Here is a 25,173-nt window from a genome sequence, read left to right on the forward strand (position 1 = left end):
TTTAGCCCGCGGGCACCGTGGGGGTTCTTCTCATCCGGACCCACATCTCAAGCAACAGCCAAGGCTTTCGCCTTACGGCGAGTTACTTTTCTTTGCTTGTGCAAAGAAAAGTAAACAAAAGAAGCGCTTTACCACAGCCGAAGGCTGGTCAAGCACACCCTGCCTACGCGCCCTCCGCGCTGACGCGCTCCGGGTCCGCGTCCAGCCCGGGGATCCGCGGAAGGGGCATCCTGCCCCTGCCGCGGACGGCGTACATCCATGTACGCCGCCCCTTCGGGGTTTTTCCCCGCACTGGCCGCCGCTGCGGAAGGGAACCCGGTCAATCAGAAGCCAGAGCAACATCAATAGCAAAGGCCAATAGCAAAAGCAGAAGCACCTGCGACTACAGCGCACGCCTGGGTCATTGCCGTGTCCGCCAACAAATGCTCTGCGCGTGGTGGCGCTCATTGCCTGTTGGCCCTGATGGCCACACAACAACGCCGAGTTTCGCAACAGCGAGCACTATTCGTGTTTGACGGAACAGCTCCTGCTAAGACTTACGACACGTTGGCTGGGTGCACTGTGGGAGGGACTTCAGTCCCGACGCCTTACGGTCGGGTGCCTAGCGGGAGCCGTGCGGCGCGGCTGCATGACAGTTGACCGCTACAGCACGGCGGTATCGGGAAGGCGACCGACCCTCGCAACGCCCTGCTCCCGCCTCAGTCCTGCAACCCCAGCGCCGCCAGCACCTGCGCGGCCAGCGCTTCGACATTGTCGCCATCGGCGTGCAGGTGCAGCTCCGGCCGCTCCGGCGCCTCGTACGGCGAATCGATGCCGGTGAAGTTGGGGATCAGGCCGGCGCGCGCCTTGGCGTACAGGCCCTTGATGTCGCGTGCCTCGGCCACCGGCAGCGGCACGTCGACGAACACCTCGAGGAATTCGCCCTCGCCGAAGCGCTCGCGCGCCAGTTGCCGCTCGGCGCGGAATGGCGAGATGAAGCTGACCAGCACGATCAGCCCGGCATCGGTCATCAGCCTGGCCACTTCGGCGACGCGACGGATGTTCTCGACGCGGTCCTCGTCGGTGAAACCCAGGTCACGATTCAACCCATGGCGGACGTTGTCGCCGTCGAGGATGAAGGTGTGGTAGCCCAGCGCGTGCAGGCGCTTGTCGACCAGGTTGGCGATGGTCGACTTGCCGGCGCCGGACAGGCCGGTGAACCACAGCACCTTCGGCGTCTGGCCCTTGATCCGCGCGCGCGCGGCCTTGTCCACGTCCAGGTGCTGCCAGTGCACGTTGCCGGCCCGGCGCAGCGCGAAATCCAGGGTGCCGGCGGCGACGGTGGCGTTGCTGTGGCGGTCGATCAGGATGAAGCCGCCGAGCGCGCGGTCCTGCGTGTACGGAGCGAAGGCGATCGGCTGGTCCAGCGCCAGGTTGCAGTAGCCGACCTCGTTGAGTTCCAGGCGCTTGGCCGCCAGCCGCTCCTGCGTGTTGACGTCGATGCGGTGCTTGATCTCGGTGACGCTGGCGGCCACGGTGCGTGCGCCGATCTTCAGCCAGTACGGGCGACCGGGCAGCAGCGCGGCATCGTCCATCCACAGCACGTGCGCGGCGAACTGGTCGGCCACCTCCGGCGGATCGCCGGCGGCGGCGATCACGTCGCCGCGGCTGACGTCGATCTCCTCGGTCAGGGTCAGCGTCACCGCCTGCCCGGCCACCGCGCGCGGCACCGGTTCGGCGCCGATCAGCACCTGCGCCACCTGCGCGCGCCGCGCCGACGGCAGCACCACCACCGCATCGCCGGGCTGCACCGCGCCTGCGGCCACGGTGCCGGCGAAGCCACGGAACTGCGCATTCGGGCGGTTGACCCACTGCACCGGCAGACGCAGGCCGCTGTCGCCGCTACGCGCGTCCAGCTGCACGCCTTCCAGATGTTCGAGCAGCGCCGGGCCGGCATACCAGGGCATGCGCGCCGAACGCTGCGACAGGTTGTCGCCCTCCAACGCCGACAGCGGAATGCACTGCACGTCGGCGATGCCAAGCTGCGCGGCGAGCGCGCGGTACTCGGCGGCGATGGCCTCGAACGTCGCCTGTTCGAACTCGACCAGGTCCATCTTGTTGACCGCCAGCACCACGTGGCGGATGCCCAGCAGCGCGACGATGTAGCTGTGCCGTCGCGTCTGGGTCAACACGCCCTTGGTGGCGTCCACCAGCACCACCGCCACGTCGGCGGTGGACGCGCCGGTGGCCATGTTGCGGGTGTACTGCGCATGCCCGGGGCAGTCGGCGACGATGAACTTGCGCCGGTCGGTATCGAAGTAGCGGTAGGCCACGTCGATGGTGATGCCCTGTTCGCGTTCGGCGGCGAGGCCGTCCAGCAGCAGCGCATAGTCGATGGCCCCACCGCGGGTGCCGTGGCGTTTGCTGTCGGCACCGAGCGCGGCCAACTGGTCGTCGAACAGCCGCTTGCTGTCGTACAGCAAGCGCCCGATCAGCGTGCTCTTGCCGTCGTCGACGCTGCCGCAGGTGATGAAGCGCAGCAGCGGCTTGTGTTCGTGTTGTTGCAGGTAGGCGGCGACTGCGTCGCCGCCTACGGGATTGGGGAGTCGGGATTGGGGATTCGCAACAGCGTCTCCTCCTGATGCCGCCTCACTCGCGAAACCCCGCTCTTGCGAATCCCGAATCCCGAATCCCGACTCCCGGCCCATCAGAAATATCCCTCCACCTTCTTCTGCTCCATCGACGCACCCGGATCCTTGTCGATGATCCGGCCCTGGCGTTCGGAGGTGGTGGCCTGCAGCATCTCGGCGATGATCTTCTCCAGGGTGTCGGCCTGCGACGCGATCGCGCCGGTCAGCGGGTAGCAGCCGAGGGTGCGAAAGCGCACGCGGCGCAGCTGCGGGGTTTCGCCGGGACGCAGCGGCAGGCGCGCGTCGTCGACCATGATCAGCGCGCCGTCGCGCTCCACCACCGGGCGTTCGGCGGCGAAGTACAGCGGCACCACCGGAATCGCCTCGCGGTAGATGTACAGCCAGATGTCCAGCTCGGTCCAGTTGGACAGCGGGAACACGCGCACGCTCTCGCCGGGATGGATCCGCGGGTTGTACAGATTCCACAGCTCCGGACGCTGCTGCTTGGGATCCCAGCGGTGGTGCGCGTTGCGGAACGAGAACACGCGCTCCTTGGCGCGCGCCTTCTCCTCGTCGCGCCGCGCGCCGCCGATGGCCGCATCGAACTTCCACAGGTCCAGCGCCTGCTTCAGTGCCTGCGTCTTCATCACATCGGTGTGCACGCTGGCGCCGTGGCTGAACGGGCCGATGTCCTGGGCGACGCCGTCGGGATTGATGTGCACGCGCAGTTCCACGCCGGTCTCCGCAGCGCGGCGGTCGCGGAAGGCGATCATCTCGCGGAACTTCCAGCGCGTGTCCACGTGCAGCAGCGGGATCGGCGGCGGCGCCGGCGCGAACGCCTTGAGCAGCAGGTGCAGCAACACCGAGCTGTCCTTGCCCACCGAATACAGCAGCACCGGGTTGCGGAACTCGGCAGCGACCTCGCGCAGGATGTGGATGCTCTCGGCCTCGAGGCGGTCGAGGTGGGACAGGGCGGACGAACTCATCGAGACGGCGGCAGCAGGCAGTGGGAGACCGGACCGAAGCGTAGCAGCGGTCGTGGCAGTCGGGGCGGCAGTGTGCGTCGCGCCGGCCGCCCGGCAGAAATAAGCCCCGGGCATGAGCCGATAACCCCTGTTCCTTTCTGCACCGCGCAACGCTTCCCTAACATCGGTCATCCCTTCCCAACACCCGGACCGGCCATGACCGCCGCCTCGCCCGCGTTGCCGCCCAGCCCCTTGCCCGAGGAGCGCAAGGCACTGCTGGCGCGGACCGTGGAGGGTCTGGATGCGGCCGGCCTGTGGTGGCTGTCCGGCTACGCCGCCGGGCTGGCCCAGGCGCAGGGCCCGGCGACCCCGGCGCTGGCCGTGGTCGCCGGCGCCGTCGCGGCGCCCTCGCCCGCACCGCAACTGAGCATCGTCTACGGCAGCCAGACCGGCAACGCGCGCCGCGCCGCCGAACAGGTGGCCGCCGAGGCCGAGGCCGCCGGCCTGGCGGTGCGCCTGCTGCGCGCCGACGCCTATCCCACCCGTGAACTGGGCAACGAACGCCTGCTCTACGTGGTCATCAGCACCCAGGGCGAGGGCGACCCGCCGGACGATGCGATCGGCTTCGTCGAGTTCCTGCAGGGCCGGCGCGCGCCAAAACTGCCGCAACTGCAGTACGCCGTGCTCGGCCTGGGCGATTCCAGCTATGCCGATTTCTGCGGCATCGCCCGGCGCCTGGACGCGCGCCTGGCCGAGCTCGGCGCGCAGCGGCTGCTGCCGCTGGGCGAGGCCGACCTGGAGATCGAGACGGTGGCGGCGCCATGGCGGGCGCAGGCGCTGGCGCAGGCACGCGACGTGCTGGGCCGCACGCCTGCGGTGCCGTCGGCCACAGTGACCCCGCTGCGTGGCGCGGTGGCCGCGCCGTGGAGCCGCAGCCAGCCGTTCGCCGCCGAGGTGCTGGCCAACCAGCCGATCAGCGGCCGCGACTTCAAGGGGCCGCGCTACGCCACGCACGGTCCGGCCGACAAGGACGTGCGCCACCTGGAACTGTCGCTGGCCGGCAGCGGCCTGCACTACGAACCCGGCGACGCTTTGGGCGTGCGCCATCGCAACCCGCCCGCGCTGGTCGAGGCGGTGCTGACCGCGACGCGACTGGACGGTCACGTCGAACTCACTGCCGATGGGCAGACTCTGTCCCTGCACGAGTGGCTCGCCGGCCATCGCGAACTGACCCGGGCCTCGCGCCCGCTGCTCGTCGCGGTGGCCGAACGCGCCGGCGCAACCGCGCTGACCGAGCTGCTCGATCCCACCCAGACCGCCGGCCTGGCGGCGTTGCTCGCCGATCATCAAGTGATCGACGTGCTGCGCCGCTGGCCGGCGGATTGGGACCACGCTGCGCTGCTGCAGGCGCTGCGGCCGATGGTCCCGCGCCTGTACTCGATTGCCTCCAGCCGCAAGCGGGTCGGCGACGAAGCCCACCTCACCGTCGACGTCCTCGCCTATGACGCCCATGGCCACGCCCATGGCGGCGCCGCCAGCGGCTACCTGGCCGCCCTGGCCGAAGGCGACAGCGCGCCGGTCTACATCGAACCCAACGAACGCTTCCGGGTGCCGGCCGACGGCAGCCGCGACATCCTGATGATCGGCCCCGGCACCGGTGTGGCGCCGTTCCGCGGCTTCGTGCAGGAGCGCGCCGAGAGCGGCGCCAGCGGCCGCAACTGGCTGTTCTTCGGCGCCCGCCACTTCAACCGCGATTTCCTCTACCAGGCCGAGTGGCAGCAGGCGCTGCGCAGCGGCGAGCTGCACCGGCTGGACCTGGCGTTCTCGCGCGACGTGCAGCCGCTGCGCGGCACCGCCGCGCCAGCGAAGGTGTACATGCAGCAGCGTCTGCGCGAACACGGCCGCGCCGTCTACGACTGGCTGCAGAACGGCGCACACCTTTACGTGTGCGGCGCCATCGCCATGGGCAAGGACGTACACGCCACCCTGCTGGACCTCGTCGCCGAACACGGCGCCCACAGCGCCGAAGATGCCGCGGCCTACCTCAGCCAGCTGCAGCAGGAGGGGCGGTATGCGCGTGATGTCTATTGAGGCGGGGATTGGGGAGTCGGGATTGGGGATTCGTCAGAGCGGCGATCCCAGCGCAGAGAGCTGTCGAAGGTTCTGACGGTCAACGCACCTCAGCCCGCGTTCCAATCCCGAATCCCCACTCCCGAATCCCGGCCCCTCAATGCCCCACTCCGTCGAAGACATCAAGCACCACAGCCAGCGGCTGCGCGGGTCGCTGCTGCAGAGCCTGGCCGATCCTGTCACCGGGGCACTGCGCGAGGACGATCAGACGCTGATCAAGTACCACGGCAGCTACCAGCAGGACGACCGCGACCTGCGCGAGGAACGGCGCCGGCAGAAACTCGAACCGGCCTACCAGTTCATGATCCGCACGCGCACCCCGGGCGGGGTGGTCGAGCCGGCGCAGTGGCTCAAGCTCGATGCCATCGCCACCACCTACGGCAACCACTCGCTGCGCGTCACCACGCGCCAGGCGTTCCAGTTCCACGGGGTGATCAAGCGCGAGCTGAAGGCGACCATGCAGGCGATCAACGCCGCGCTGATCGACACCTTGGCCGCCTGCGGCGACGTCAACCGCAACGTGCAGGTCGCCGCCAATCCGCTGGCCTCGCAGGCGCACGCCACGCTCTACGCCGACGCCGCGCGCGTGTCCGAACACCTGCTGCCCAACACCCGCGCCTACTACGAGATCTGGCTGGACGAGGAACAGGTCGCCGGCAGCGGCCAGGAGGACGAGCCGATCTACGGCAATGCCTACCTGCCGCGCAAGTTCAAGATCGGCTTCGCGCTGCCGCCGGTCAACGACGTCGACGTGTTCGCCAACGACCTGGGGTTCATCGGCGTGCTCGACGCCGACGGCACGCTGGCCGGCTACAACGTCAGCCTCGGCGGCGGCATGGGTGCCAGCCATGGCGATGCGGAAACCTACCCGCGCGTGGCCAACGTGGTCGGCTTCATCGAACGCGCGCACCTGCGCGACGTCGCCACCGCGGTGGTCACCACCCAGCGCGACCTGGGCAACCGCACGGTGCGCAAGCGCGCACGCTTCAAGTACACCATCGACGACCACGGCCTGGACACGGTGGTGGCGGAGATCGAGCGCCGCGCCGGCGTGCGCCTGCAGCCGGTGCGCGACTTCGCCTTCGAGCACAACGGCGACCGCGACGGCTGGCACGCCGGCGAGGACGGCCGCTGGCACCTGACCCTGTCGCTGCCGGCCGGGCGCATCGCCGACCACGCCGACGGCGCACAGCACCTCAGCGGGCTGCGCGCCATCGCTACGCACCTGCGCGAGGCCGTCGACGGCGCGCACTTCCGCATGACCGCCAACCAGAACCTGGTGATCGCTGGCATTCCCGCTGTGCAGCGCGATGCGATCGACGCCCTGGTACGCACGCATGCGCTGGACGCCGGCAACCGTGCGCCCACCGCCCTGGCGCGCGCGGCGATGGCCTGCGTGGCCCTGCCGACCTGCGGCCTGGCGATGGCCGAGGCCGAGCGCTATTTGCCCGCCTTCGCCGCGCAGTTGCAGCCGCTGCTGGCCCGTCATGGTCTGGAGGACGCACCGATCCTGCTGCGCCTCTCCGGCTGCCCGAACGGCTGCTCGCGGCCGTACTTGGCCGAGATCGCCCTGGTCGGCAAGGCGCCGGGCCGCTACAACCTGATGCTCGGCGGCGACCACCGCGGCCAGCGCCTGAACACCCTGTACCGCGAGAACATCGCCGAGCCGGAGATCCTCGCCGCGCTGGAACCGTTGTTCGCGCGCTATGCCAACGAGCGGCATGAGGACGAGCGCTTCGGCGACTTCCTGCACCGCACCGGCGTGGTCGCCCTGCCCGCCTATCCCACCCACCGTCACCTGATTCCGTCGGAACTGCACGCATGAGCGCTCTGCCCGCCGCCTCCCAAAATGCCTCCGCCAACGCACCAGTGCCGGCCCTGGATCTCGATGCCGCCAATGCGCTGCTGGCCACGCTGTCCGCGCCGGAACGGGTGGCCTGGGCGCTGCAGCACGGACCGGCCGAAGCGGCGCTGTCGTCCAGCTTCGGCGCGCAATCGGCGGCCACCTTGCACCTGCTGACCCGGCAGCGCCCGGACATCCCGGTGATCCTGATCGACACCGGCTACCTGTTCGCCGAGACCTACCGCTTCGCCGACGCGCTGACCGAGCGGCTCAAGCTCAATCTCAAGATCTACCGCCCGCTGGTCAGCCGCGCCTGGATGGAAGCACGCCACGGTCGCCTGTGGGAACAGGGCATGGTCGGCATCGAGCAGTACAACAACCTGCGCAAGGTCGAGCCGATGCGCCGCGCCCTGGACGAGCTGAAAGTCGGCACCTGGTTCACCGGCCTGCGCCGCAGCCAGTCCGACAGCCGCGCGCAGACCCCGTTCGTGCAGAAGCGCGGCGAGCGCTACAAGATCAACCCGATCGCCGACTGGAGCGATCGCGACCTGTGGCAATACATGCAGCAGCACGACCTGCCCTATCACCCGCTGTGGGAACAGGGCTACGTCTCGATCGGCGACTTCCATACCACCCGCCGCTGGGAACCGGGCATGCGCGAGGAAGACACCCGCTTCTTCGGCCTCAAGCGCGAGTGCGGAATCCACGAGGATCTGTGAAGCGCCCGAACACGCGCTCGGCGTTTTTGGGTGCGGTTCTTATCTCGTTTGCGGGATCGGCCGCGACGCGCGTTGCCGCAGTGCAACCGGACATGTCGTTACACCCTCGTAGGAGCGGCTTCAGCCGCGACGGGCGTTCCCGATAAAGCCCGGTCGCGGCTGAAGCCGCTCCTACAAGGGCAGTCCCGTATCCCCTGTGCAGATCCTGGCGCCAGCGCTGACCACTGGCCCCTCCTTGTGGGAGGGACTTCAGTCCCGACTGCAACGAAGTCGGACGCGTCGCTGGCTCGGCTTATCGCGGCGTAACGACAGTGCATTTCTGCGCCAACGTCCTAAGCCGCCACCACCGACTCACGCCGCAGCACCAGCACCCAGTCCAGCGCCAACATCAACAGCAAGGACAGACCGACCAGCGGGAACACAACCCCGCCCAGCACCAGCAGCGCGACCACGCCGCGCAGCGTGCGCCGGTCCGCGGGCAGCGGCGGCACCCCGAGCCCGCCCTGCGGGCGCCGCTTCCACCACATCACCGCGGCGCTCACGCACAACAGCACGATGCCCAGGCAGGCGCCGATCAGGACGAGCTGGTTGAGCGCGCCGTACTCCTGGCCCAGGTGCACGTTGATGCCCCACTCCAGCGTCTTGGCCAGCGGGCCGTAGTCGGCATAGGGCATGTCCAGCAGTACCTGGCCGCTGTACTGGTCCAGGTGGATCACCCGTTGCTGCGTCAGGTCCGGCGGATACACCGAGGCGGTATAGACCCCGCGCACGCCACGTGGCAGCGCCACGCTGTAGCCCGGCGCGATGCCGCGCGCCTGGAACCGCGCCACCGCCGCATCCAGCCCGATCGCGCCGGCCACCGGCGCGACCTCCGGCATGCCGGCCATGCCGCCGTGTGCGCCGTGCTCGTCATGCGCGCCATGTGCCGCATGCACGTGCGCGGCCGGCAGCGACGACTGCGGTAAACGTGCCTGTCGCAACGACCACGCCGGCACCTCGCTGTCGCTCAGCCGCTGCGTCGACATCGGCACATCCACCCGCAACCCGGACGGATAACCGTAGTGGTGACCGTTGGCCAGACGATTGACCTGCGCGCCCCAGAACCACGACCACGGCATGCCGGTCAGCGCCAGGAACAGCAGCAGCACCCCGACCACGCTGCCGGTGAGCGCGTGCAGGTCGCGCCAGAACACGCGCTGCGCCGGCCGCCCGCGTACCTTGGTCACGCCGCCGCGGCGCCCGCGCGGCCACCACAGGTAGACGCCGGTGAGCACCAGCAGGATCGCCCAGCCGGCCGCCACTTCGATCAGCGCGTTGGCGAACCAGCCAACGTAGTCGAGGCTGTGCAGGCGACGGATCGTCCAGGCCACGGTGCCGTGTTCGGGCAACTGGCCCAGCACGCGCGCCCGGTACGGGTCCACGTAGACGACCGCGTGGCGGCCGTTGGCGGTGGCGACGGTCACCTCCGCCGACGCATCGCGCCGCAGCGGCGTGGTGTAGCGCAGCGCCTGGCCCGGTTGCGCAGCCAACGCCGCGTCCAGCAGCCGCTGCAGCGCCAGCGTCTGCGCGTGCTCCGGCACCGGCACGGTTTTCAGCGCGCGGTGGAAGTAGCGGTCGATCGGCTGCTGGTAGACGAAGGCCGCGCCGGTCAGCGCCAGCCAGACCAGCAATGGCAGCACCAGCAGGCCGGCATAGAAATGCCAGCGCCACACCGCTCGGTAGAAGCGTGCCGGCACGGTATCGGACGTGAGCGTGTGCGTGGCCATCACCAGCCCCAGCTCAGCGTGGCGTACAGCGCGCGGCCATCGCCGGGCGAGTAGCCGGAGGATCCGCTGTCGTACCAGGCGTAGACGTAGTGCCGGTCGGTCAGGTTCTTCAATTGCAGCGATACCTCGCGCTGCGCACGCCAGCGCCAGGTCGCGCCCAGATTGGCCAAGGCGTAGCCCCCGTAGCGGCCCAGGGCATTCGTGCGCTCCACGTAGTAGTCGCCCTGCGCATTGCCCCAGGCCGACAGCGTCAGCCGCGGCGTCGCCTGCCAATCGATCCCCGCCGTCGCCAGATAGTGCGGCACGTTCTCGATTTCCTTGCCGCGTGTGTCAGGCGCACTCGGGTCCGGGGTGACGATGAGCGCGCGTTGCCGGGAATACGCCAACCACAGCGTCCAGCGCTCATCCGGACGCAGGTTCAGTTGCGCATCCCAGCCACGGCGCAGAGTCTTGCCGACATTGCCGACCTCACCGGTGCCGACGCTGCCGTTCACCCCGAGGATGGTGGCCACTTCGTCGGAGGCGCGCTGCTCCCAATAGGCCACGCGCGCATCCCAGCGCTGCTGCGCGCCGGCGAACTTGAGGCCGGTCTCCCAGCCATCGTTGTAGGACGGCGCCAGGTTGCGCGCCTGCGTGCGATAGGCGCCGTTGCCGCTGCCGATCTGGAAGGTGCGGCCGATGTTGGCGTACAGGCTGGCCTGCGCGGTCAGCGCATACACCGCGCTGAACTTGGGTTGGCGGATCGTGCCGTAGGCGTAGGTGGGATAGCGTGCGCCGCTGGCGAGGTCGCGGAACTGCCCGCCGACGCGATCCACCCGGTAGCCGGGGACCAGTTGCAGGCGCGCGGTCGGGCGCAGCACCGCCTGCACGTAGGCGCCTTCGGTGTGCAGATCGAAGTCCCAGTCGCGCAGCGGCGCGGTACGCACGCGCGCCACCGTGCGGTAGCGTTGCGAGCCGTTGTCCTGCCACTGCGCATCGACCCCGCCCTCCAGCGCGAAAGCATCGGCACGGGCCAGCGCCGGGCGCCAGCTGAGCTTGGCCAGCACGCCGCGCTGGCGCTCGTCGGTATCGCGTTCCTGCTGCGCGCCGGCGGCGGTGAAGCGCACCCAGCGCTGATTGTCGTAGCGGTTCCAGTAGGCCTTGGCGCTGCCCTGCACGGTCTCGGCCAGCCGCGCATCCAGGTGCAGCGACACCTGCGTGGTGTGGCGCTGGCTGCGGTCGTCGCGCGCGTAATCGGGGGAACTGCGCGGCGCACGCTGCGCGGTGGCCTCGTCCAGATACCCCGCCTCCAGCGCCGTGTTGCGGTAGTCGCGCGCACTGAGCCCGGCGCGCCAGCGCTGTTCCGGATCGGTGTAGAACCACTTGCCGGCGAACGCGTGCTTGCGCGCGTCGGCATGGTCGCGGTAGCCGTCGCTGTCGCGCCAGGCGGCGAAATAGTTCTGGCTCCAGGCGCCGCGCTCGATGCCCTGCGTGGCCTGCACCTCGCGGGTGCCGAAGCTGCCGACGGTGACGCTGGCGCGGCCGTCGTTGCCGCCGCTGCGGGTCAGCACGTCGACGCTGCCGGCGATCGCGTCCAGCCCGTAGCGCGGGTCGTTGGTGCCGCGCACGATTTCGATCGCGGCGATGTCCAGCGGGAACACCGCATCCAGGTACGGCATGGCGCCGGCATTGTCGTTGCTGGGAATGCCGTCGATCAGCAGCTTGACCGCATTGACCCGGCCTTCGCCATTGAAGCCACGGAAGGAGAAGCGTCCGGCGTCGGTGCCCATCTTGAACTCGGTCACCTGCACGCCGGGCGCGCGCATCAGCAGCTCCCAGCTGTAGTCCACATGCTGGTCCTGCAGCAGATCGCCGCCAAGGATGTCGACGGAACTGAACACACTGCGCGCATTCGATCCGGCGGCGAGCGGCGAGGTGGCCTGGACCTTGCCCAGGGTCAGCACGGAATCGCCGGCGGCGCCGGGCGGCGCGTCGGTGGCATGGGCGGGAGCGGCTGCCGCGAAACAGACGCAGCAGCACGCCACCATCGGTGGCATGGCAGAAAAGCGGAACATGGCGAACTCCATCGGCACGAGGACATGCCGCAGCGGCGCCGCGGCACGGAAACGGCAACCCGTGGATCAGGAGAACAACGGCGGTCCGCGTACCGGGTGTGCGCGGCGTGCGAAGGCCGTGACGACGCGGCGGCGCAGCACCGCCACCGGCGCCGGCGGACAGCGCCAGGGCAGCAGCGCCAGCAACAGCGCCACCCACGGCAGCATCCGCGCGGCGAGCAGGCAGTAGTCGCAGGCTGGCGCATGCGCCAGCCCGGCATCGTCGTGGTGGCCGCCATGCGCTGCAGACATGGCACCTGCCAGCGCCGCCAGGCGCAGGCCGCCACTGGTGCACAGCGCCTGATTTTGCAGCGCCGTCGCCTCGGCCTGCGCCTGCCGCCACTGGCTGATCGGCGGCGCCAGCAGCAACAGGCCGAGCGCCAGCGCGGCGAGCGCAGCCCAACACGACGGCAACTGGCGGAGACGGACCATCGGCGCATTCTAGAGGGTGTGCCGGCCATTGAACCGCTTGCGACGCGGTGTGCGGCGAAGTGACGCACACCCCACGTGCCGGCAATGCATCACGGAGCGCGTCATCGGTCGGCAAGCGGCGGCCGCCAACAACGGCCGCCTCCGTCATGCCCTCAGCGCGGCCATCCTGCCGCCGGCCAGGCGCCCGGCAAGGTGGTCCATCGGTTACCCGGCCAGACCCGCTGTCGCTGCAGATCGACAACCGGCCGGCCTGTCCCGCCCGCCCACGACCGCGACGAGCGCCGCGCACGCGCCGTGTCCGACGCGCGTGGCCCTTGCATGGCGCCGCGAATGCGGCACCATCGGCCGCGGCCGCGCACAGGAGTCCCTTCCGGCCGCCCTTGTCCCGTCCATCCAGCGAGCCGCCTCATGTCGACGATCACGATCTATCACAACCCTGCCTGCGGCACCTCGCGCAACGTGCTCGGGCTGATCCGCAACAGCGGCGCCGAAGCGACGGTGATCGAGTACCTGAAGACGCCGCCGGACCGCGCCACCGTGCAGGCGCTGGCGGCGGCCAGCGGCCAGCCGCTGCGCGCGCTGATCCGCGAGAAGGGCACACCGTACGCGGAGTTGGGACTGGACGATCCGGCGCTGGACGAGGAGGCGCTGCTGGACGCCATCGTGCAGCATCCGATCCTGCTCAACCGGCCGATCGTGGTCACCCCGCTGGGCACGCGCCTGTGCCGGCCGTCGGAGACGGTGCTGGAGATCCTGCCGTCGCCGCAGCGCGGCGCCTTCGCCAAGGAAGACGGGACGCCGCTGGTCGACGCGCAGGGTCGCTGGGTGGGCTGACCCCAGGGGCCCCCGGCGTCAAGTTGGGTTCGCTAAGCGCGGGTGCAGCCCACGCGAGCGCCGCGTGAACGCCGCGTCGGCAAAAACCGTGACAGGTACCATAAACTGCGCGTCTTCCTGACCGAGTCGCGCTGCATGTCCACCGTCGAAACCGCCGCCGACCCGGTCTACTGCGCGGCCAAGCCCCGCAACGAAGCGCTGCGCCTGGACGCACTGCACAGCTACGCGATCCTGGACACGCCGCGCGAGCCGGCATTCGACGACATCACCCGGCTGGCCGGGCTGATCTGCCAGGCGCCGATCGCGGTGGTCAACCTGATCGACAGCGAGCGCCAGTGGTTCAAGAGCGAGATCGGGCTGGGCACGCGCGAAACCCCGCTGGCCACCTCGCTGTGCGCGCACGCCCTGCTCGAGGACGACCTGCTGCTGGTGCCGGACACCCGCGAGGACCCGCGCTTCGCCTGCAACCCGCTGGTCACCGGCGACATGCGTCTGCACTTCTACGCCGGCGCACTGCTGAAGACCTCCGACGGCCTGGCCCTGGGCACCGTGTGCGTGCTGGACCGACGCCCGCGCCAACTCAGCTACGAACAGATCGAAGCGCTGCGCGCGCTGGCGCGGCAGGCCATGGGCCAACTGGAACTGCGCAAGGCGCTGCATCTGGCGCAGGAATCCAACCACTACCGCAGCCGCCTGATGGCCATCGCCGGCCACGACCTGAAGACCCCGCTGCGCACCGCGTCCTACGCGTTGAGCAAGCTGCAGCGCCAGCACGACATGGCACTGGACGGCCATCTGGAGACCGCCCGCACTGCCTTGAATCAGGTCGCCAGCGGGCTCGACCAGCTCGCCACCAACGCTGCCGCCGGCGAGCTGCGCCTGCCGGCGCTGCAGGACCTGGCCCTGGCCGACGTGCTGGCGCCGATCCTGGCCACCTGGCAGCCACAGGCGGCGACCAAGGGTGTGCAGTTGCGCAGCGTCCCGACCTCCTTGCGCGTGCGCAGCAGCGCGGCCTTGCTGTCCACCTTGCTCGGCAACCTGCTCGGCAATGCGGTCAAGTACACCGCGCAAGGCAAGGTGCTGATCGGCTGCCGCCGCCGCGGCGACCACGTGGCGGTGGAGATCATCGACCGCGGCATCGGCATGGACGAAGACGGCCTGCGCACGCTGTTCCAGGCCTTCCGCCAGGCCGACCCGCGCAGCGACGGCCTCGGCCTGGGCCTGTGGATCGTGCGCCGCGCCGCCGAGACCCTGGGCTGCACCGTCGAAGTGCGCAGCCAGCCGGGCCACGGCAGCCGCTTCACCGTGCTGCTGCCGGCGGCAACGGACGCCTGAATTGCACTGGGCGCGGGTACTGACGCCCGTACCCTCATCCGCCCCTTCGGGGCACCTTCTCCCGAAAAGGGGGCCACGGTCCCGAGGGGAGAAGGGGGCGTGTCTGGCATCGCCTGGGCCGTGGCGAGGAAGCGCCGTTGGGCAGCAGATGCGACACGCTACAGGGAATGCCCGTCGCGGCTGAAGCCGCTCCTACGGGTAGCCGCGCACTGGGCTAGGCCTGGGCAGCAACAATCGAAGCACTAAGGTCTCCCGCAGCATGCAGTCGGGACTGAAGTCCCTCCCACAATGGCCCTCCCACTCAGTGTGGAGGGGCCAGGATGCAGCCGCCATGGGAATCCGCTTTTGCCAATCCCTAATCCCGATTCCCCATTCCCGGCTTCACCATCACTCCTTCAACACCATATCGATGCACAGCACCGCCGCCATGATCAGGATCCGCCGCGGATCCTCGGCCGGCACGCTGTCGGCGATCGCCAGCATGTAGTTGTCGGCGCTGGTGAACAGTTCCTTGCCCAGCCCGGCCCATTTCTTGGACACCTGCGCCAGTTCGCGCTCGCCCTGCACGAAGCGGAAATCCCAGCTGGTCCACTTGCCGCGCAGCGTGCACACCGGCGCGCCCTGGGCATCGAGCACATCGAACTTGCCGCCGATGGAAAAGAATTTCTGGCTGAAGGAACCGACCAGCCGGTCGTGCTCGTCCAGTACCTCGACCTTGGACAGGAACAGCGAAAACCCGCGCTTGACCGTCAGCACCTTCTGCCCGTCCGGGCTGCGCACTTCCACCTGGAACGGGGTCATGCGCTTGTAGTCGCTGAAACGAAAGATCTTGGTGAACACGCCCAGGTTCGGCTCGCGGCATTCCAGCAGCTTGCGGTTGCTGTGCGGATCGAACACGTCGTAGTTGTTGGCGGCCTTGAACATGCCGACCTGTTCCTTGACGAAGAACAGGTTGTGCTGGAGAACAGGATGCATCGGGCGTCCTTGCGTTGGGAAAGTCGACGCGCCCAGGACGCCGGCCGCACGGTGGCGGCACGGTGCCGACAGCCGCCGGCACGTCCAGGGTCGCGGTCTGCCGGGTGGCAGAGCGGGCCGCATGATAGGGGGCGGCTGCGGCCGCGGCAACGCGCGCGGTAGGCGCCCACGCCATTGCGTGGTCGCCATTCCGGCATTCCAGTGCAGGCCGCGATGCCGTTGCCCTTACTTCTTTTGCCAGGAAATCTGCCTAAAGCCAATCGACGCATCGCGAACGCGGCGCCGCTGTTGCCATTCCCCAATCCCGATTCCCGGCTTCATCGCGCCTTGGCTGGCGATGGCCTAATCAGCCGCACCAAGCGGCCATGTCGATGCATCGATGCGGGTCTTCGTTCCAGCATCCCGCACAGGCCGCGGTGTCGTTGCCCGCATGTCTTTTGCCCTGACGTCTGCCCGAAGCCAATCGACGCATCGAGCACGCGGCGCCGCTGTTGCCATTCCCCAATCCCGATTCCCCAATCCCGGCTTCATCGCGATTCCCCAATCCCGGCTTCAACTGGTAATGGTCTGGGTCAACGCCTCCCAGCTCGGCGGCGCCGGCCAATCCGGCTGCTGGTTGCCTTCCATCACCCGGCGCAGGTCGCGTGTGTCGATCTGTGGCGCCAGCACGTGCACCAGCTCCAGCGCGTAGTCACGCAAGACGCGGTCGCGCGGCAACACTGCCCAGGCGATGCACTCGGGAATCTCCGGCGGCGCCGGCCACGCGCGCAGGTCGGTGTCGTTGGCGCTCACCGCCATCTCCGCCAGCAGGCCCACGCCGAGTCCGGTGCGCACATAGGTCTTGATCAGGTCGGCGTCGAGCGCGGTCAGCGCGATCCGCGGCTCCAGCCCGAGCCGGCCGAAGGCGCGCTGCAGCGAGGAGCCGGCGCGGGTCGAGGATTCGTAGCTGATCAGCGGCTGCGCCGCCAGCGCGGCCATGTCCGGCACCCGCTTCGGCACGTCCAGCGCGTGCCCGCGCGGCACCAGTACCAGCCGCCGCCAGCGGTACAGCGGCACGGCGATGCCGGCGGCCGGCGCGGTGCCGGCGGTGCTGACGATGGCGATGTCGGCATCGCCCTGGCTGAGCAGGTCCAGCGCCGCACTCTCGGCGGCCTGCTGCAGGTGCACGCTGACCTGCGGATAGGCCTGCTTGATCTGCGCCACCGCCGGCGGCAGCACGAAGCGCGCCTGGGTGTGGGTGGTGGTCAGGGTCAGTTGGCCCTGGCTCTCTCGGCGCTGGTTGGCGGCGTAGGTGCGGATGTTGTTGGCCTCGGCCAGCACCGCGCGCGCGCGTTCGATCACCTCGCGCCCGGCCGGGGTCACCGTCTCCAGGCTGCGGCCCTTGCGCACGAACAGCAGGAAGCCCAGTTCGTCCTCCAGTTGCTTGAGCTGCTTGGACAGCCCCGGCTGGGTGGCATGCACGCGCGCCGCCGCCAGGGTGATGTTCAGATCGGCATCGGCAATGGCGACGAGGTAGCGGAGTTGGGTCAGCGTCATCGGGACGAGGGCGAGGCGCCGCCTGGCGGGGACGCTCGACTGTAGTGGAATTCGGCCTTTCACCTTATAACCGAAAGCTATCTGCCTGGGGCATGAAGTCATTTCCTGGGGCTATGAGCCGGCGCTACGGTCGTCGCTCCCGCCTGCCCCGCGTTGCGAGCCGTCCCTGTGAGCCCAGCCCCGATTGCCCTGTATCCGGACCTGCGCGACCGGGCCGTGCTGGTGATCGGTGGCGGTGTCGCCGCCGAGCGCCAGGTGCAGGCGCTGCTGGCCGCCGGCGCCGCGCCACAGGTGGCGGCACCGGCACTGACGCCGACGCTGCATGCACTGGCCGCGCAGGGACGGCTGGCGTGGCGGCGCGGCGCCTTCGACAGCGCCTGGCTGGAGACGATCTGGTTCCTGGTCGCCGCCAGCGAGGACGCCTCGACTAACCAGCAAGCGTTGCAGGCCGCAGCTGCCCGGCGGGTGCTGGCGCAGACGCTGCCGGCCGAACCGGCGTCCGCAGCCGAGGCGACTGACACTGCCGCAGGCCAGGCGCTGCCGCTGCGCCCGGGCAGCGTGACCCTGGTCGGCGCCGGCCCTGGCGATCCCGGCCTGCTCACCGGCCATGCGCTGCAGGCCCTGCGCCAGGCCGACGTGGTCCTGCACGACCGCCTGGTCAGCGCGGCGATCCTGCAGCTTGTGCCAGCGGGCACCGAACGCATCGCCGTCGGCAAGTCGGCCGACGGCCACAGCGTGGCGCAGGAGCAGATCCACGCGCTGCTGCTGGAACACGCGCGGCGCGGGCGCCGGGTGGTCCGGCTGAAAGGTGGCGATCCGTTCGTGTTCGGCCGCGGCGGCGAGGAACTGGAGTATCTGCGCGCCCACGGCGTGGCCTATGCGGTGGTGCCCGGCATCACCGCCGCGCTGGCCTGCGCCGCCTACGCCGGCATCCCGCTGACCCATCGCGATCACGCGCAATCGCTGCGCCTGGTCACCGCGCACTGCAAGGCCTCGCTGGACACGCTGGACTGGGCCGCGCTGGCGCAGGAACGGCAGACCCTGGCGGTGTACATGGGCGTGGCCGGCCTGGACACGGTACGCACGCGCCTGCTCGCCGCCGGCAGCACCGCCAGCACACCGTTCGCGCTGGTGGAGAACGGCTCGCGCGCCGAGCAGCGGGTGGTGCGCGGCACCCTCGCCGACCTGCCCGACACCGCCCGCGCGCAGGCGGTGCGTGCGCCGGCGCTGCTGATCCTCGGCGAGGTGGCCGCGCTGGCCGACACCCTGCACTGGTTCGGCACCGCGCCGCTGCACGCGCCGCCCTCACCTTCCCCGAAGCAGGCGGCACCTACCCTGGCCCACGCCGCCTGACCCGCACTTTCCGGAGACCCCACGCATGGCCATCTACGACAACATCCTCGACACCATCGGCCACACCCCGATCGTCAAGCTGCAGCGGCTGGCGCCGGCGCACGTGGACCTGTACGTCAAGGTCGAGGCCTTCAATCCCGGCGGCTCGGTCAAGGACCGCCTGGCCCTGGCGATCGTGCTCGACGCCGAGGCGCGCGGCCTGCTCAAGCCCGGCGACACCATCGTCGAAGCCACCTCCGGCAACACCGGCGTGGCCCTGGCGATGGTCGCCGCCGCGCGCGGCTACAAGTTCGTGGCGACGATGGTGGAGACCTTCTCGATCGAGCGCCGCAAGCTGATGCGCGCCTATGGCGCCAAGGTCATCCTGACCCCGGCCGCCGAGCGCGGCAGCGGCATGGTGCGCAAGGCAGAAGAGCTGGCCAGGCAGCACGGCTGGTTCCTGGCCCGGCAGTTCGCCAACCCGGCCAACCCGGCCTATCACCGCAGCACCACCGCCGCGGAGATCCTGCGCGATTTCGCCGGTCGACGGCTGGACCACTTCGTCAGCGGCTGGGGCACCGGCGGCACCCTCACCGGCGTCGGCGAAGTGCTGCGGCTTGCCCGCCCGGAGGTGCGCATCACCGCCACCGAACCGGCCGGCGCGGCCCTGCTGCAGGGCCAGGAGTGGAAGCCGCACAAGATCCAGGGCTGGACCCCGGACTTCGTGCCCGAGGTGCTCAACCGCGAGGTCTACGACGAGGTGCTGAGCGTGGACGACGCCGACGCCATCACGGTGTCGCGGCGCCTCGCCGCCGAGGAAGGCATCTTCACCGGCATCTCCGGCGGCGGCACCGTGGCCACCGCGCTGCGCGTGGCCGAGACCGCGGCGCCTGGCGCGGTGATCCTGGCGATGCTGCCGGATACCGGCGAGCGCTATTTCTCCACGCCGCTGTTCGCCGACATCAACGAAGGCAGCGACGACGACTGGCTGGCCGGCCTGCCGTAAGCGCGCAACGGCACGCCCGCGCACTGGCCGCGCCACATCGGCGCGGTCGCGCTAGTGCGCGTGCGGATCGAAGTACGCCGTCCATGACGCCGGCGCCGCGCGCAAGCCGGCCGCCTGTTGGAACGCGGCCATGGCCTCGGCCTCCTGGCCTACGTTGAGCAAGGCCACGCCGAGGTTGAAGTAGGTAGTGCGATCGTCGGACTGCAGGCGTACCGCGCGTCGCAGTACCGTCAGGGCTTGCCGGTAGTGCCCGCGATCGCACAGCACCGCGCCCAGGCAGGTGAGCACGCCGGGATCGGCAGGCGCCGCCCTGGCCGCGGCGCGCAACAGCGCCTCGGCCTCGGCCAGCAGCGCATCGGCACGCTGCGGCTCCCGGAACGCCGTCATGGCCAAGGCCTTCGCCTGCGCGAGGCGCTCATCGGGCGCGGACGCGCTCATGCCGGCACGCCGCAGGCCGGCGTCCCGCGTGCGGCGCGCGCAGGCGGCAAGGAGACAATGCGACCGCGCACCACGACGGCGCGCCTTGCACCGGACTGCACATCCGCGTGCGCCACGCCTCAGCCCGGCAGCGGCGCGCCCAACGCCGGCGGTTGCGGCGCGGTCAGGCGCTCCACCAGCAACTGCTCGATCGCTTCCACGTCGACCTCGCGCACCACCTGCTGCGCCTGCTCGCCCAGGCCCGGCTGGTAGCCCGGCGCCCACGACAGGATGTCGCCGTAGCCGGCGCCGAACTCGGTGTTGGTGTCCACGTACAGGGTGTCGCTGACGGTGGCCAGTTCCGGGCGCAACCACAGCGCGGCGGCCAGTTCGTCCCACATCGGGAAGCCCGGCTCGCGCCGGCGCAGCGCATGGCCGATCGGCGTGTCGACGGCGCTCATCCGCGCCAGCAGTTGCGGGGTCAGTTCGGTGGCGGTGGACGGATCCACCGGCACCATCACCATGCGCCGCCACGGCGACCGCATCACGATGCTGGCCGCTTCCGGGTCCCAGCGGATGTTGAATTCGCGCCGCGGCGAATTGACGAACTCGCGCGCGAACTGCGCCGCCGAGACACTGTCGCGGCGCTGCCGCGGATTGAGGCTGCCGCCCATGTAGACCAGTTCCTTGGCCAGCGAGGCGAATTCCGGATCCAGCCGCTGTGCCAGCGCCAGGTTGGTCAACGGCCCGGTGGCGACGATGCTGACCTCGCCGGGGAACTCGCGCACCTTGCGGATCATGAATAGCGCTGCCGGCTCGCTGGCCGCCTGCACCACGGTGGGATTGCCCAGCGGCAGGTCCGGGACCACGTCGTGGGCGTGGTAGCGCGGCGCGCTCTGCACGGTGTCGTGCTCGACCCATTGCCTGGTCCAGGCGCCCTTCCACAGCAGCTTGCCGTACAGCGCTTCCCAGCGCTCGGTGGCCAGTTCGCTGTTGAGCAGCGGGAACACCGGGCCAGGCAGCACCGGCACCTCGCCGCGCCCGGCGATCTCCAGCAGGCGCCGGGTGTGCGCCAACGCCTCGTCGCGCCAGATGTTGCCGCTGACCACCGAGATGCCGAGCACCTCCACTTCGGGCGATTGCAGCAGCAACAACTGCGCCGGGGTGAAGCCGTCGATGTCGTCCTCGAGGATGACCCGGCGGCGCGGGGCGGTGGCGGACGAGGACGCGAGCGTGTGGGCGGTGCTGGTGGAAGCGATCGGCATGAGGCGTGAAAGTGGATGGCGGAACGGGAAACGGGACACGATCGGCGCGCAAGGACAGCGGTCGAGGTGGACGGATCCGGCACGTCGAAACGCAAGCGCGTGCGACGTGCCGCGTGGGCGCTAGGGTAATCGGTTTAGGTGCACGGCCACGCGCGCGATGCGCCGCCGGGCGCTGTCGGGCCGCGCTCGCGCGCGGACGCCGCGGGCAGCCGCGTAGACTTGCGCGGCCGCAACCGAACCAGGGAAGGACTTCATGCACGAACGAACCGACCGCACCGATCCATCGCCCGCGCGTGCGCAGGCACGCGTGCCGTTGCTGGTGCGCACGACCTCGCCGGCGCATTTCCTGCTGGCGCTGCTGCTCGGCGCGAGCCTGCAGCACGCGCTGCCCCTGCCGCTGCCGCAGGGCGTCACACTGGCCTGGCTGCAACTGGGCGGCGGCGTGAGCGCGCTCGCCGGCCTGCTGCTGGCGTGCTGGTGCTTCGTGCTGTTCGCGCGCGACCGCACCACCCTGCTGCCCGAGCGCACGCCGTCGCAATTGGTCCGCCACGGGCCGTACCGGCATACCCGCAACCCGATGTACGTCAGCCTGACCCTGAGCTACCTCGGCCTGAGCGTACAGATCGGCTGGCCGTGGTCGGCGCTGCTGTTGCCCTTGCCGCTGCTGGCCTTGCAGTGGGTGGTGATCCCCTACGAGGAAGCGCGCCTGCGCGAGCGATTCGGCAGCGCCTACGACCGCTACTGCGCGCAGGTCGCGCGCTGGCTGTAGCCGCCGGCCACGTTCGGCGCGCCTCAGCGCACCAGCCACCAGACCGCCACGGCGGCCAGCAACAGCGTCGGCAGGACCCAACGCCACGCCCCGCCGCGGTCGCCGGCGGCCACGGTCGCGGCGGCGCCCAGCGTCGGCGCCGAGCGCAGATGCCGCTGCACCATGTCCAGTGCCTCGCGCAGCGACATGTCCGGATAGTGCTCGAACACCAGCTTGGCGGCCTTGCGCCGTTCGCCACGGCGCAGCGCCAGTTCCGCCGCCGGGGGCAGGCGCCGTTCCTCGGTCACCGCCGGCGCATGCGCCGCGGCTGCGGTGTCCGGCCCCGTCCCCGATATCGGGCCGGAGGCATGGCGGTCCAGCAGCTCCGTCACCGAGCGCGCCGCGCCGGCCAGCAGCAAGGCGTCGACCTGCTCCTTGGCGCTGCGCAGGTCCATGCCGCTGTGCGTCCGCAGCAGCTTGATCGCCTTGATGATCTGGCCCTGCGCGAGGGCATCGGCGACCTGCGGCGGTGGCGGGTTCGGGTTCATGTCGCAGGTGCTGAGATGAGGACGCGACAGTCTTGCCGCTGGCCGGTTAAGCGGCCGTGGCAACGCGCGACGGCGGTCGCCCCACCCTCACGCATCCATCATTCGGCTCCCCTAAAGATCGGGTCATGAAGATCGAAATCTGGCAAGGCGACATCACCCAACTCGACGTGGACGCGATCGTCAACGCCGCCAACGAGTCCCTGCTCGGCGGCGGTGGCGTGGACGGCGCCATCCACCGTGCCGCCGGCCCGGACCTGCTGGAAGAATGCCGGCGCCTGCCGGAACTCAAGCCGGGCGTGCGCTGTCCGGTGGGCGAGGTCCGCGCCACCGCGGGGCATCGGCTCAAGGCGCGGCATGTGCTGCACACCGTCGGCCCGGTATGGCGCGACGGCAACCACGACGAACCGGCGTTGCTGGCCAACTGCTACTGGCGTACCTTGCGCATGGCCGAACAGATGGGCCTGCAGTCGGTGGCGTTCCCGGCAATCAGCTGCGGTGTGTACGGGTACCCGCTGCACCAGGCGGCACGCATCGCGGCCGCCGAGACCGATGCCTGGCAGCGCGCGCACGCCGTTCCGAAGCACATCATCCTGGTCGCCTACAACGACGCCACCAGCAAGGCGTATCGGCAGGCGCTGCGCGATGTGCAGTGCGCTACCGCGGCCTGAGCGGGGAACGGCCGGGACGGACCACCAGGTACCGAACACCTGACCAGGCCAGGCCTGCGCACACCTGAGCGCAGGCATCGGTCCGATTCGACGAAATGGCGGTGGCGCGCGCCGTGGGGATTCTCCCGACACCCTGTGGGGGAAAGCCGCAAAGAGTGACCGCGCGCTCAGATTTGCTCAGATTGACCCGCGGCAGGAAGGCTACATTGCGCGAGCCTCAATCCTAACGCCGCCTTAACATCATGACGATCTCCTGCCGTCCGCGTCCGAGCACGCTGGCGAATGCGCTGTTTGTGCTTCCGTGGGCCGCCGGCCTGGCCTTGACCCTGACCTGCGTGCCGGCACTTGCCCAGGAGGCCGCCCCGGCTGCCAGCGCGTCCGCCGACGCAGCGGCGCCGATCGCGGTACAGGCGATCCGCGTCACCGGCGTCGGTGAACATCCGTGCGAACAGATCGACCCGGCGCGCCTGCAGGCGCTGGCCGATGCCCGCCTGCGCGCACTCGGCGGCGGCACGGTGCCGGCCCAGCTCAGCTTCGCGCAACTGCAGCAGATCGCCGACACGCTGACCCAGGCCTATCGCCAGGCCGGCTTCCTGGTCGCCCGCGCCTATCTGCCGGTGCAGACCCTGGGACCGGACCAGGTGGTCGAGATCCGCGTGGTCGAAGGCCGCGTCGGCAAGATCACCGTCGAGGGCACGCGCCGCTACGACGACCGCCTGATCGCCAGCCCTGCCCTCGCCCTGCAGGGCCAGATCCTGCGCCAGCAGGATCTGCAATCGGCGCTGCTGTACACCCGCGACCTGCCGGGCGTCTCCGCCACGTCCGTGCTCAAGCCCGGCGCCAACCCCGGCGAGACCGACGTGGTGATCCAGGCCAGCGAGGAGCGTCCGCTGCAGGTGAGCGTCGGTGCCAGCAACTACGGCACGCCGAGCATCGGCCGCTACCGCGCCCAGCTCGGCGTGGACTGGAACAACCCGCTGGGCCTGGGCGACCACCTGTCCGCCAGCTACGCCTACGCGCTGGATCCGGCCAACACCTGGCAGGGCAGCCTCGCCTATCAGGTGCCGATCGCCGGCGTCGACGGCCTCAGCGCCAGCGCGTCCTATACGCGCAGCGTGGTCAACCTCGACAACGGCGCGTTCGCCGCGCTGGACATCCAGGGTCCGACGCAGCAGACGGCGCTGGGCCTGGACTGGAAGTTCGTCAATTCCGATGCCTGGCGCGTGCAGAGCTGGCTGCACCTGGTCAAGGAAAGCTCGCGCCTGCAGGGCCTGGGCGTGCTGCTGTCCAAGCAGAAGTTCGATGTGGCCGAGTTCGGCACCAGCGTGCGCCACGACGATCGCCGGCTTCACGCCATCGACCTGCTGCAGCTCAGCGTGCGCGGCGCGCTCGACGACGACTCGCCGCAGACCGATTACCTGTACGCCCGCCACGACCGGCACTTCACGGTCGCGCGCCTGAGCTACACCCGGCTGCAGGGGCTGACCGCCACGCAGCGCCTGCAGTTGCGCGTCAACGGCCAGTACAGCGACGACACGCTGACCCCACTGGAACAGTTCTCGCTGGGCGGACCGACCAGCGTGCGCGCCTTCCCGCTTGGCGCCGCGCTCGGCGACCGCGGCTTCGACTCCGGCCTGGAGTACCAGGTGAACGCACCGGGCTTCGCGAGCGCCGCCTCGCCGTTCGGCGGTCGTGCCTGGGGCCAGTTGCTGACCGCCAGCGTGTTCTACGACTACGGCCGGGTCTACCCCAACGGCGCCAACCGCGCCGTGTACGACAGCGTCACCACCTTCGAGGGCGCCGGCGTCGGCCTCAGCTTCCGGCTGCCCGACTGGCACGGGCTCTCGTTCGATCTGGCCGCGGCCAAGCCCACCGGCGCCACCAAGCCGGGCGACGGCAAGGATGTGCGCTACTGGGCCCGCTTCGGCCTGACCTTCTGACCTGGGGACCAC

Annotated in this window: 20 protein-coding genes; 10 read left to right on the plus strand and 10 right to left on the minus strand. The window is 70.1% G+C overall.

Features of this window, described 5'->3' with window-relative positions; all coding sequences use genetic code 11:
• Positions 1–698 precede the first annotated feature (698 nt).
• Positions 699–2,687: a sulfate adenylyltransferase subunit CysN gene (gene cysN / locus ACP93_RS08975; protein WP_048490350.1), complete on the minus strand. Its 1,989-nt coding sequence runs from the start codon at positions 2,685–2,687 to the stop codon at positions 699–701.
• Positions 2,687–3,595, minus strand: a complete 909-nt coding sequence (gene cysD, locus ACP93_RS08980; RefSeq protein ID WP_048490351.1) for a sulfate adenylyltransferase subunit CysD — start codon at positions 3,593–3,595, stop codon at positions 2,687–2,689. The genes cysN and cysD overlap by 1 nt, the downstream gene beginning before the upstream one ends.
• Before the next feature lie 195 nt (positions 3,596–3,790).
• Between cysD and ACP93_RS08985 the strand changes: the two genes are divergently transcribed.
• From ACP93_RS08985 to ACP93_RS08995, 3 genes are all read left to right on the plus strand, one after another.
• The gene (locus tag ACP93_RS08985) at positions 3,791–5,665 is read left to right on the plus strand and encodes an assimilatory sulfite reductase (NADPH) flavoprotein subunit (protein ID WP_048490352.1); all 1,875 of its coding nucleotides are present in this window, start codon (positions 3,791–3,793) and stop codon (positions 5,663–5,665) included.
• A gap of 139 nt (positions 5,666–5,804) precedes the next feature.
• Positions 5,805–7,529 (plus strand): assimilatory sulfite reductase (NADPH) hemoprotein subunit, encoded by a 1,725-nt coding sequence (cysI, locus tag ACP93_RS08990; RefSeq protein WP_048490353.1) that lies wholly within the window; start codon positions 5,805–5,807, stop codon positions 7,527–7,529.
• Complete coding sequence (locus ACP93_RS08995) at positions 7,526–8,266, plus strand: phosphoadenylyl-sulfate reductase (RefSeq protein ID WP_048490354.1); 741 nt, start codon at positions 7,526–7,528, stop codon at positions 8,264–8,266. The genes cysI and ACP93_RS08995 overlap by 4 nt, the downstream gene beginning before the upstream one ends.
• Before the next feature lie 332 nt (positions 8,267–8,598).
• Here ACP93_RS08995 and ACP93_RS09000 read toward each other — a convergent pair whose 3' ends face one another.
• From ACP93_RS09000 to ACP93_RS09010, 3 genes are all read right to left on the minus strand, one after another.
• Entirely contained in the window at positions 8,599–10,032 is a 1,434-nt protein-coding gene (locus ACP93_RS09000; RefSeq protein ID WP_048490355.1) for a PepSY-associated TM helix domain-containing protein, read from the minus strand.
• Positions 10,032–12,086, minus strand: a complete 2,055-nt coding sequence (locus tag ACP93_RS09005) for a TonB-dependent receptor (protein WP_048490384.1) — start codon at positions 12,084–12,086, stop codon at positions 10,032–10,034. Before ACP93_RS09005 ends, ACP93_RS09000 begins: the two co-directional genes overlap by 1 nt.
• Before the next feature lie 66 nt (positions 12,087–12,152).
• Entirely contained in the window at positions 12,153–12,557 is a 405-nt protein-coding gene (locus ACP93_RS09010) for a DUF2946 family protein (protein ID WP_048490356.1), read from the minus strand.
• Positions 12,558–12,965: 408 nt separating this feature from the next.
• On the opposite strand from ACP93_RS09010, the gene arsC reads away from it, so the two are divergent.
• Together arsC and ACP93_RS09020 are read left to right on the plus strand one after the other, a co-directional pair.
• Positions 12,966–13,391: an arsenate reductase (glutaredoxin) gene (arsC, locus tag ACP93_RS09015; RefSeq protein WP_048490357.1), complete on the plus strand. Its 426-nt coding sequence runs from the start codon at positions 12,966–12,968 to the stop codon at positions 13,389–13,391.
• Between the two features lie 135 nt (positions 13,392–13,526).
• Positions 13,527–14,726, plus strand: a complete 1,200-nt coding sequence (locus tag ACP93_RS09020; RefSeq protein ID WP_048490358.1) for a GAF domain-containing sensor histidine kinase — start codon at positions 13,527–13,529, stop codon at positions 14,724–14,726.
• Between the two features lie 387 nt (positions 14,727–15,113).
• On the opposite strand, the gene ACP93_RS09025 is transcribed toward ACP93_RS09020, so the two are convergent.
• Both ACP93_RS09025 and ACP93_RS09030 read right to left on the minus strand, forming a co-directional pair.
• Complete coding sequence (locus tag ACP93_RS09025; RefSeq protein ID WP_048490359.1) at positions 15,114–15,701, minus strand: LURP-one-related family protein; 588 nt, start codon at positions 15,699–15,701, stop codon at positions 15,114–15,116.
• Between the two features lie 552 nt (positions 15,702–16,253).
• Entirely contained in the window at positions 16,254–17,237 is a 984-nt protein-coding gene (locus ACP93_RS09030; protein ID WP_048490360.1) for a LysR family transcriptional regulator, read from the minus strand.
• 168 nt (positions 17,238–17,405) lie between these two features.
• Between ACP93_RS09030 and cobA the strand changes: the two genes are divergently transcribed.
• The gene (cobA, locus tag ACP93_RS09035; RefSeq protein ID WP_082143407.1) at positions 17,406–18,590 is read left to right on the plus strand and encodes a uroporphyrinogen-III C-methyltransferase; all 1,185 of its coding nucleotides are present in this window, start codon (positions 17,406–17,408) and stop codon (positions 18,588–18,590) included.
• 25 nt (positions 18,591–18,615) lie between these two features.
• On the plus strand, positions 18,616–19,575 hold the full coding sequence (gene cysK, locus ACP93_RS09040; RefSeq protein ID WP_048490361.1) for a cysteine synthase A: 960 nt from the start codon (positions 18,616–18,618) through the stop codon (positions 19,573–19,575).
• A gap of 51 nt (positions 19,576–19,626) precedes the next feature.
• Here cysK and ACP93_RS09045 read toward each other — a convergent pair whose 3' ends face one another.
• Both ACP93_RS09045 and ACP93_RS09050 read right to left on the minus strand, forming a co-directional pair.
• On the minus strand, positions 19,627–19,962 hold the full coding sequence (locus ACP93_RS09045) for a tetratricopeptide repeat protein (RefSeq protein ID WP_228135983.1): 336 nt from the start codon (positions 19,960–19,962) through the stop codon (positions 19,627–19,629).
• Positions 19,963–20,132: 170 nt separating this feature from the next.
• Complete coding sequence (locus tag ACP93_RS09050; RefSeq protein ID WP_048490363.1) at positions 20,133–21,257, minus strand: nucleoside hydrolase; 1,125 nt, start codon at positions 21,255–21,257, stop codon at positions 20,133–20,135.
• A gap of 253 nt (positions 21,258–21,510) precedes the next feature.
• On the opposite strand from ACP93_RS09050, the gene ACP93_RS09055 reads away from it, so the two are divergent.
• Positions 21,511–22,026: a methyltransferase family protein gene (locus tag ACP93_RS09055; RefSeq protein WP_048490364.1), complete on the plus strand. Its 516-nt coding sequence runs from the start codon at positions 21,511–21,513 to the stop codon at positions 22,024–22,026.
• Positions 22,027–22,049: 23 nt separating this feature from the next.
• Here the strand turns inward: ACP93_RS09055 and ACP93_RS09060 are convergent, their stop codons facing one another.
• On the minus strand, positions 22,050–22,553 hold the full coding sequence (locus ACP93_RS09060; protein ID WP_048490365.1) for a hypothetical protein: 504 nt from the start codon (positions 22,551–22,553) through the stop codon (positions 22,050–22,052).
• Positions 22,554–22,678: 125 nt separating this feature from the next.
• On the opposite strand from ACP93_RS09060, the gene ACP93_RS09065 reads away from it, so the two are divergent.
• Both ACP93_RS09065 and ACP93_RS09070 read left to right on the plus strand, forming a co-directional pair.
• Positions 22,679–23,221 carry an O-acetyl-ADP-ribose deacetylase gene (locus ACP93_RS09065; RefSeq protein ID WP_048490366.1) on the plus strand — a complete coding sequence of 181 codons (543 nt, stop codon included), beginning with the start codon at positions 22,679–22,681 and terminating at the stop codon, positions 23,219–23,221.
• Positions 23,222–23,463: 242 nt separating this feature from the next.
• Positions 23,464–25,161 (plus strand): ShlB/FhaC/HecB family hemolysin secretion/activation protein, encoded by a 1,698-nt coding sequence (locus tag ACP93_RS09070; protein ID WP_048490367.1) that lies wholly within the window; start codon positions 23,464–23,466, stop codon positions 25,159–25,161.
• Positions 25,162–25,173: the final 12 nt, after the last annotated feature.

Source organism: Xanthomonas sp. NCPPB 1128 (genome assembly GCF_001043115.1).
Lineage (GTDB): Bacteria > Pseudomonadota > Gammaproteobacteria > Xanthomonadales > Xanthomonadaceae > Xanthomonas_A.

What these genes read in the sequence shown, in the direction of transcription:
- cysN (WP_048490350.1), bottom strand. Translation starts at nt 2,687, where the DNA reads ATGGGCCGGGAGTCGGGATTCGGGATTCGGGATTCGCAAGAGCGGGGT.
- cysD (WP_048490351.1), bottom strand. Translation starts at nt 3,595, where the DNA reads ATGAGTTCGTCCGCCCTGTCCCACCTCGACCGCCTCGAGGCCGAGAGC.
- ACP93_RS08985 (WP_048490352.1), top strand. Translation starts at nt 3,791, where the DNA reads ATGACCGCCGCCTCGCCCGCGTTGCCGCCCAGCCCCTTGCCCGAGGAG.
- cysI (WP_048490353.1), top strand. Translation starts at nt 5,805, where the DNA reads ATGCCCCACTCCGTCGAAGACATCAAGCACCACAGCCAGCGGCTGCGC.
- ACP93_RS08995 (WP_048490354.1), top strand. Translation starts at nt 7,526, where the DNA reads ATGAGCGCTCTGCCCGCCGCCTCCCAAAATGCCTCCGCCAACGCACCA.
- ACP93_RS09000 (WP_048490355.1), bottom strand. Translation starts at nt 10,032, where the DNA reads ATGGCCACGCACACGCTCACGTCCGATACCGTGCCGGCACGCTTCTAC.
- ACP93_RS09005 (WP_048490384.1), bottom strand. Translation starts at nt 12,086, where the DNA reads ATGTTCCGCTTTTCTGCCATGCCACCGATGGTGGCGTGCTGCTGCGTC.
- ACP93_RS09010 (WP_048490356.1), bottom strand. Translation starts at nt 12,557, where the DNA reads ATGGTCCGTCTCCGCCAGTTGCCGTCGTGTTGGGCTGCGCTCGCCGCG.
- arsC (WP_048490357.1), top strand. Translation starts at nt 12,966, where the DNA reads ATGTCGACGATCACGATCTATCACAACCCTGCCTGCGGCACCTCGCGC.
- ACP93_RS09020 (WP_048490358.1), top strand. Translation starts at nt 13,527, where the DNA reads ATGTCCACCGTCGAAACCGCCGCCGACCCGGTCTACTGCGCGGCCAAG.
- ACP93_RS09025 (WP_048490359.1), bottom strand. Translation starts at nt 15,701, where the DNA reads ATGCATCCTGTTCTCCAGCACAACCTGTTCTTCGTCAAGGAACAGGTC.
- ACP93_RS09030 (WP_048490360.1), bottom strand. Translation starts at nt 17,237, where the DNA reads ATGACGCTGACCCAACTCCGCTACCTCGTCGCCATTGCCGATGCCGAT.
- cysK (WP_048490361.1), top strand. Translation starts at nt 18,616, where the DNA reads ATGGCCATCTACGACAACATCCTCGACACCATCGGCCACACCCCGATC.
- ACP93_RS09045 (WP_228135983.1), bottom strand. Translation starts at nt 19,962, where the DNA reads ATGACGGCGTTCCGGGAGCCGCAGCGTGCCGATGCGCTGCTGGCCGAG.
- ACP93_RS09050 (WP_048490363.1), bottom strand. Translation starts at nt 21,257, where the DNA reads ATGCCGATCGCTTCCACCAGCACCGCCCACACGCTCGCGTCCTCGTCC.
- ACP93_RS09055 (WP_048490364.1), top strand. Translation starts at nt 21,511, where the DNA reads ATGCACGAACGAACCGACCGCACCGATCCATCGCCCGCGCGTGCGCAG.
- ACP93_RS09060 (WP_048490365.1), bottom strand. Translation starts at nt 22,553, where the DNA reads ATGAACCCGAACCCGCCACCGCCGCAGGTCGCCGATGCCCTCGCGCAG.
- ACP93_RS09065 (WP_048490366.1), top strand. Translation starts at nt 22,679, where the DNA reads ATGAAGATCGAAATCTGGCAAGGCGACATCACCCAACTCGACGTGGAC.
- ACP93_RS09070 (WP_048490367.1), top strand. Translation starts at nt 23,464, where the DNA reads ATGACGATCTCCTGCCGTCCGCGTCCGAGCACGCTGGCGAATGCGCTG.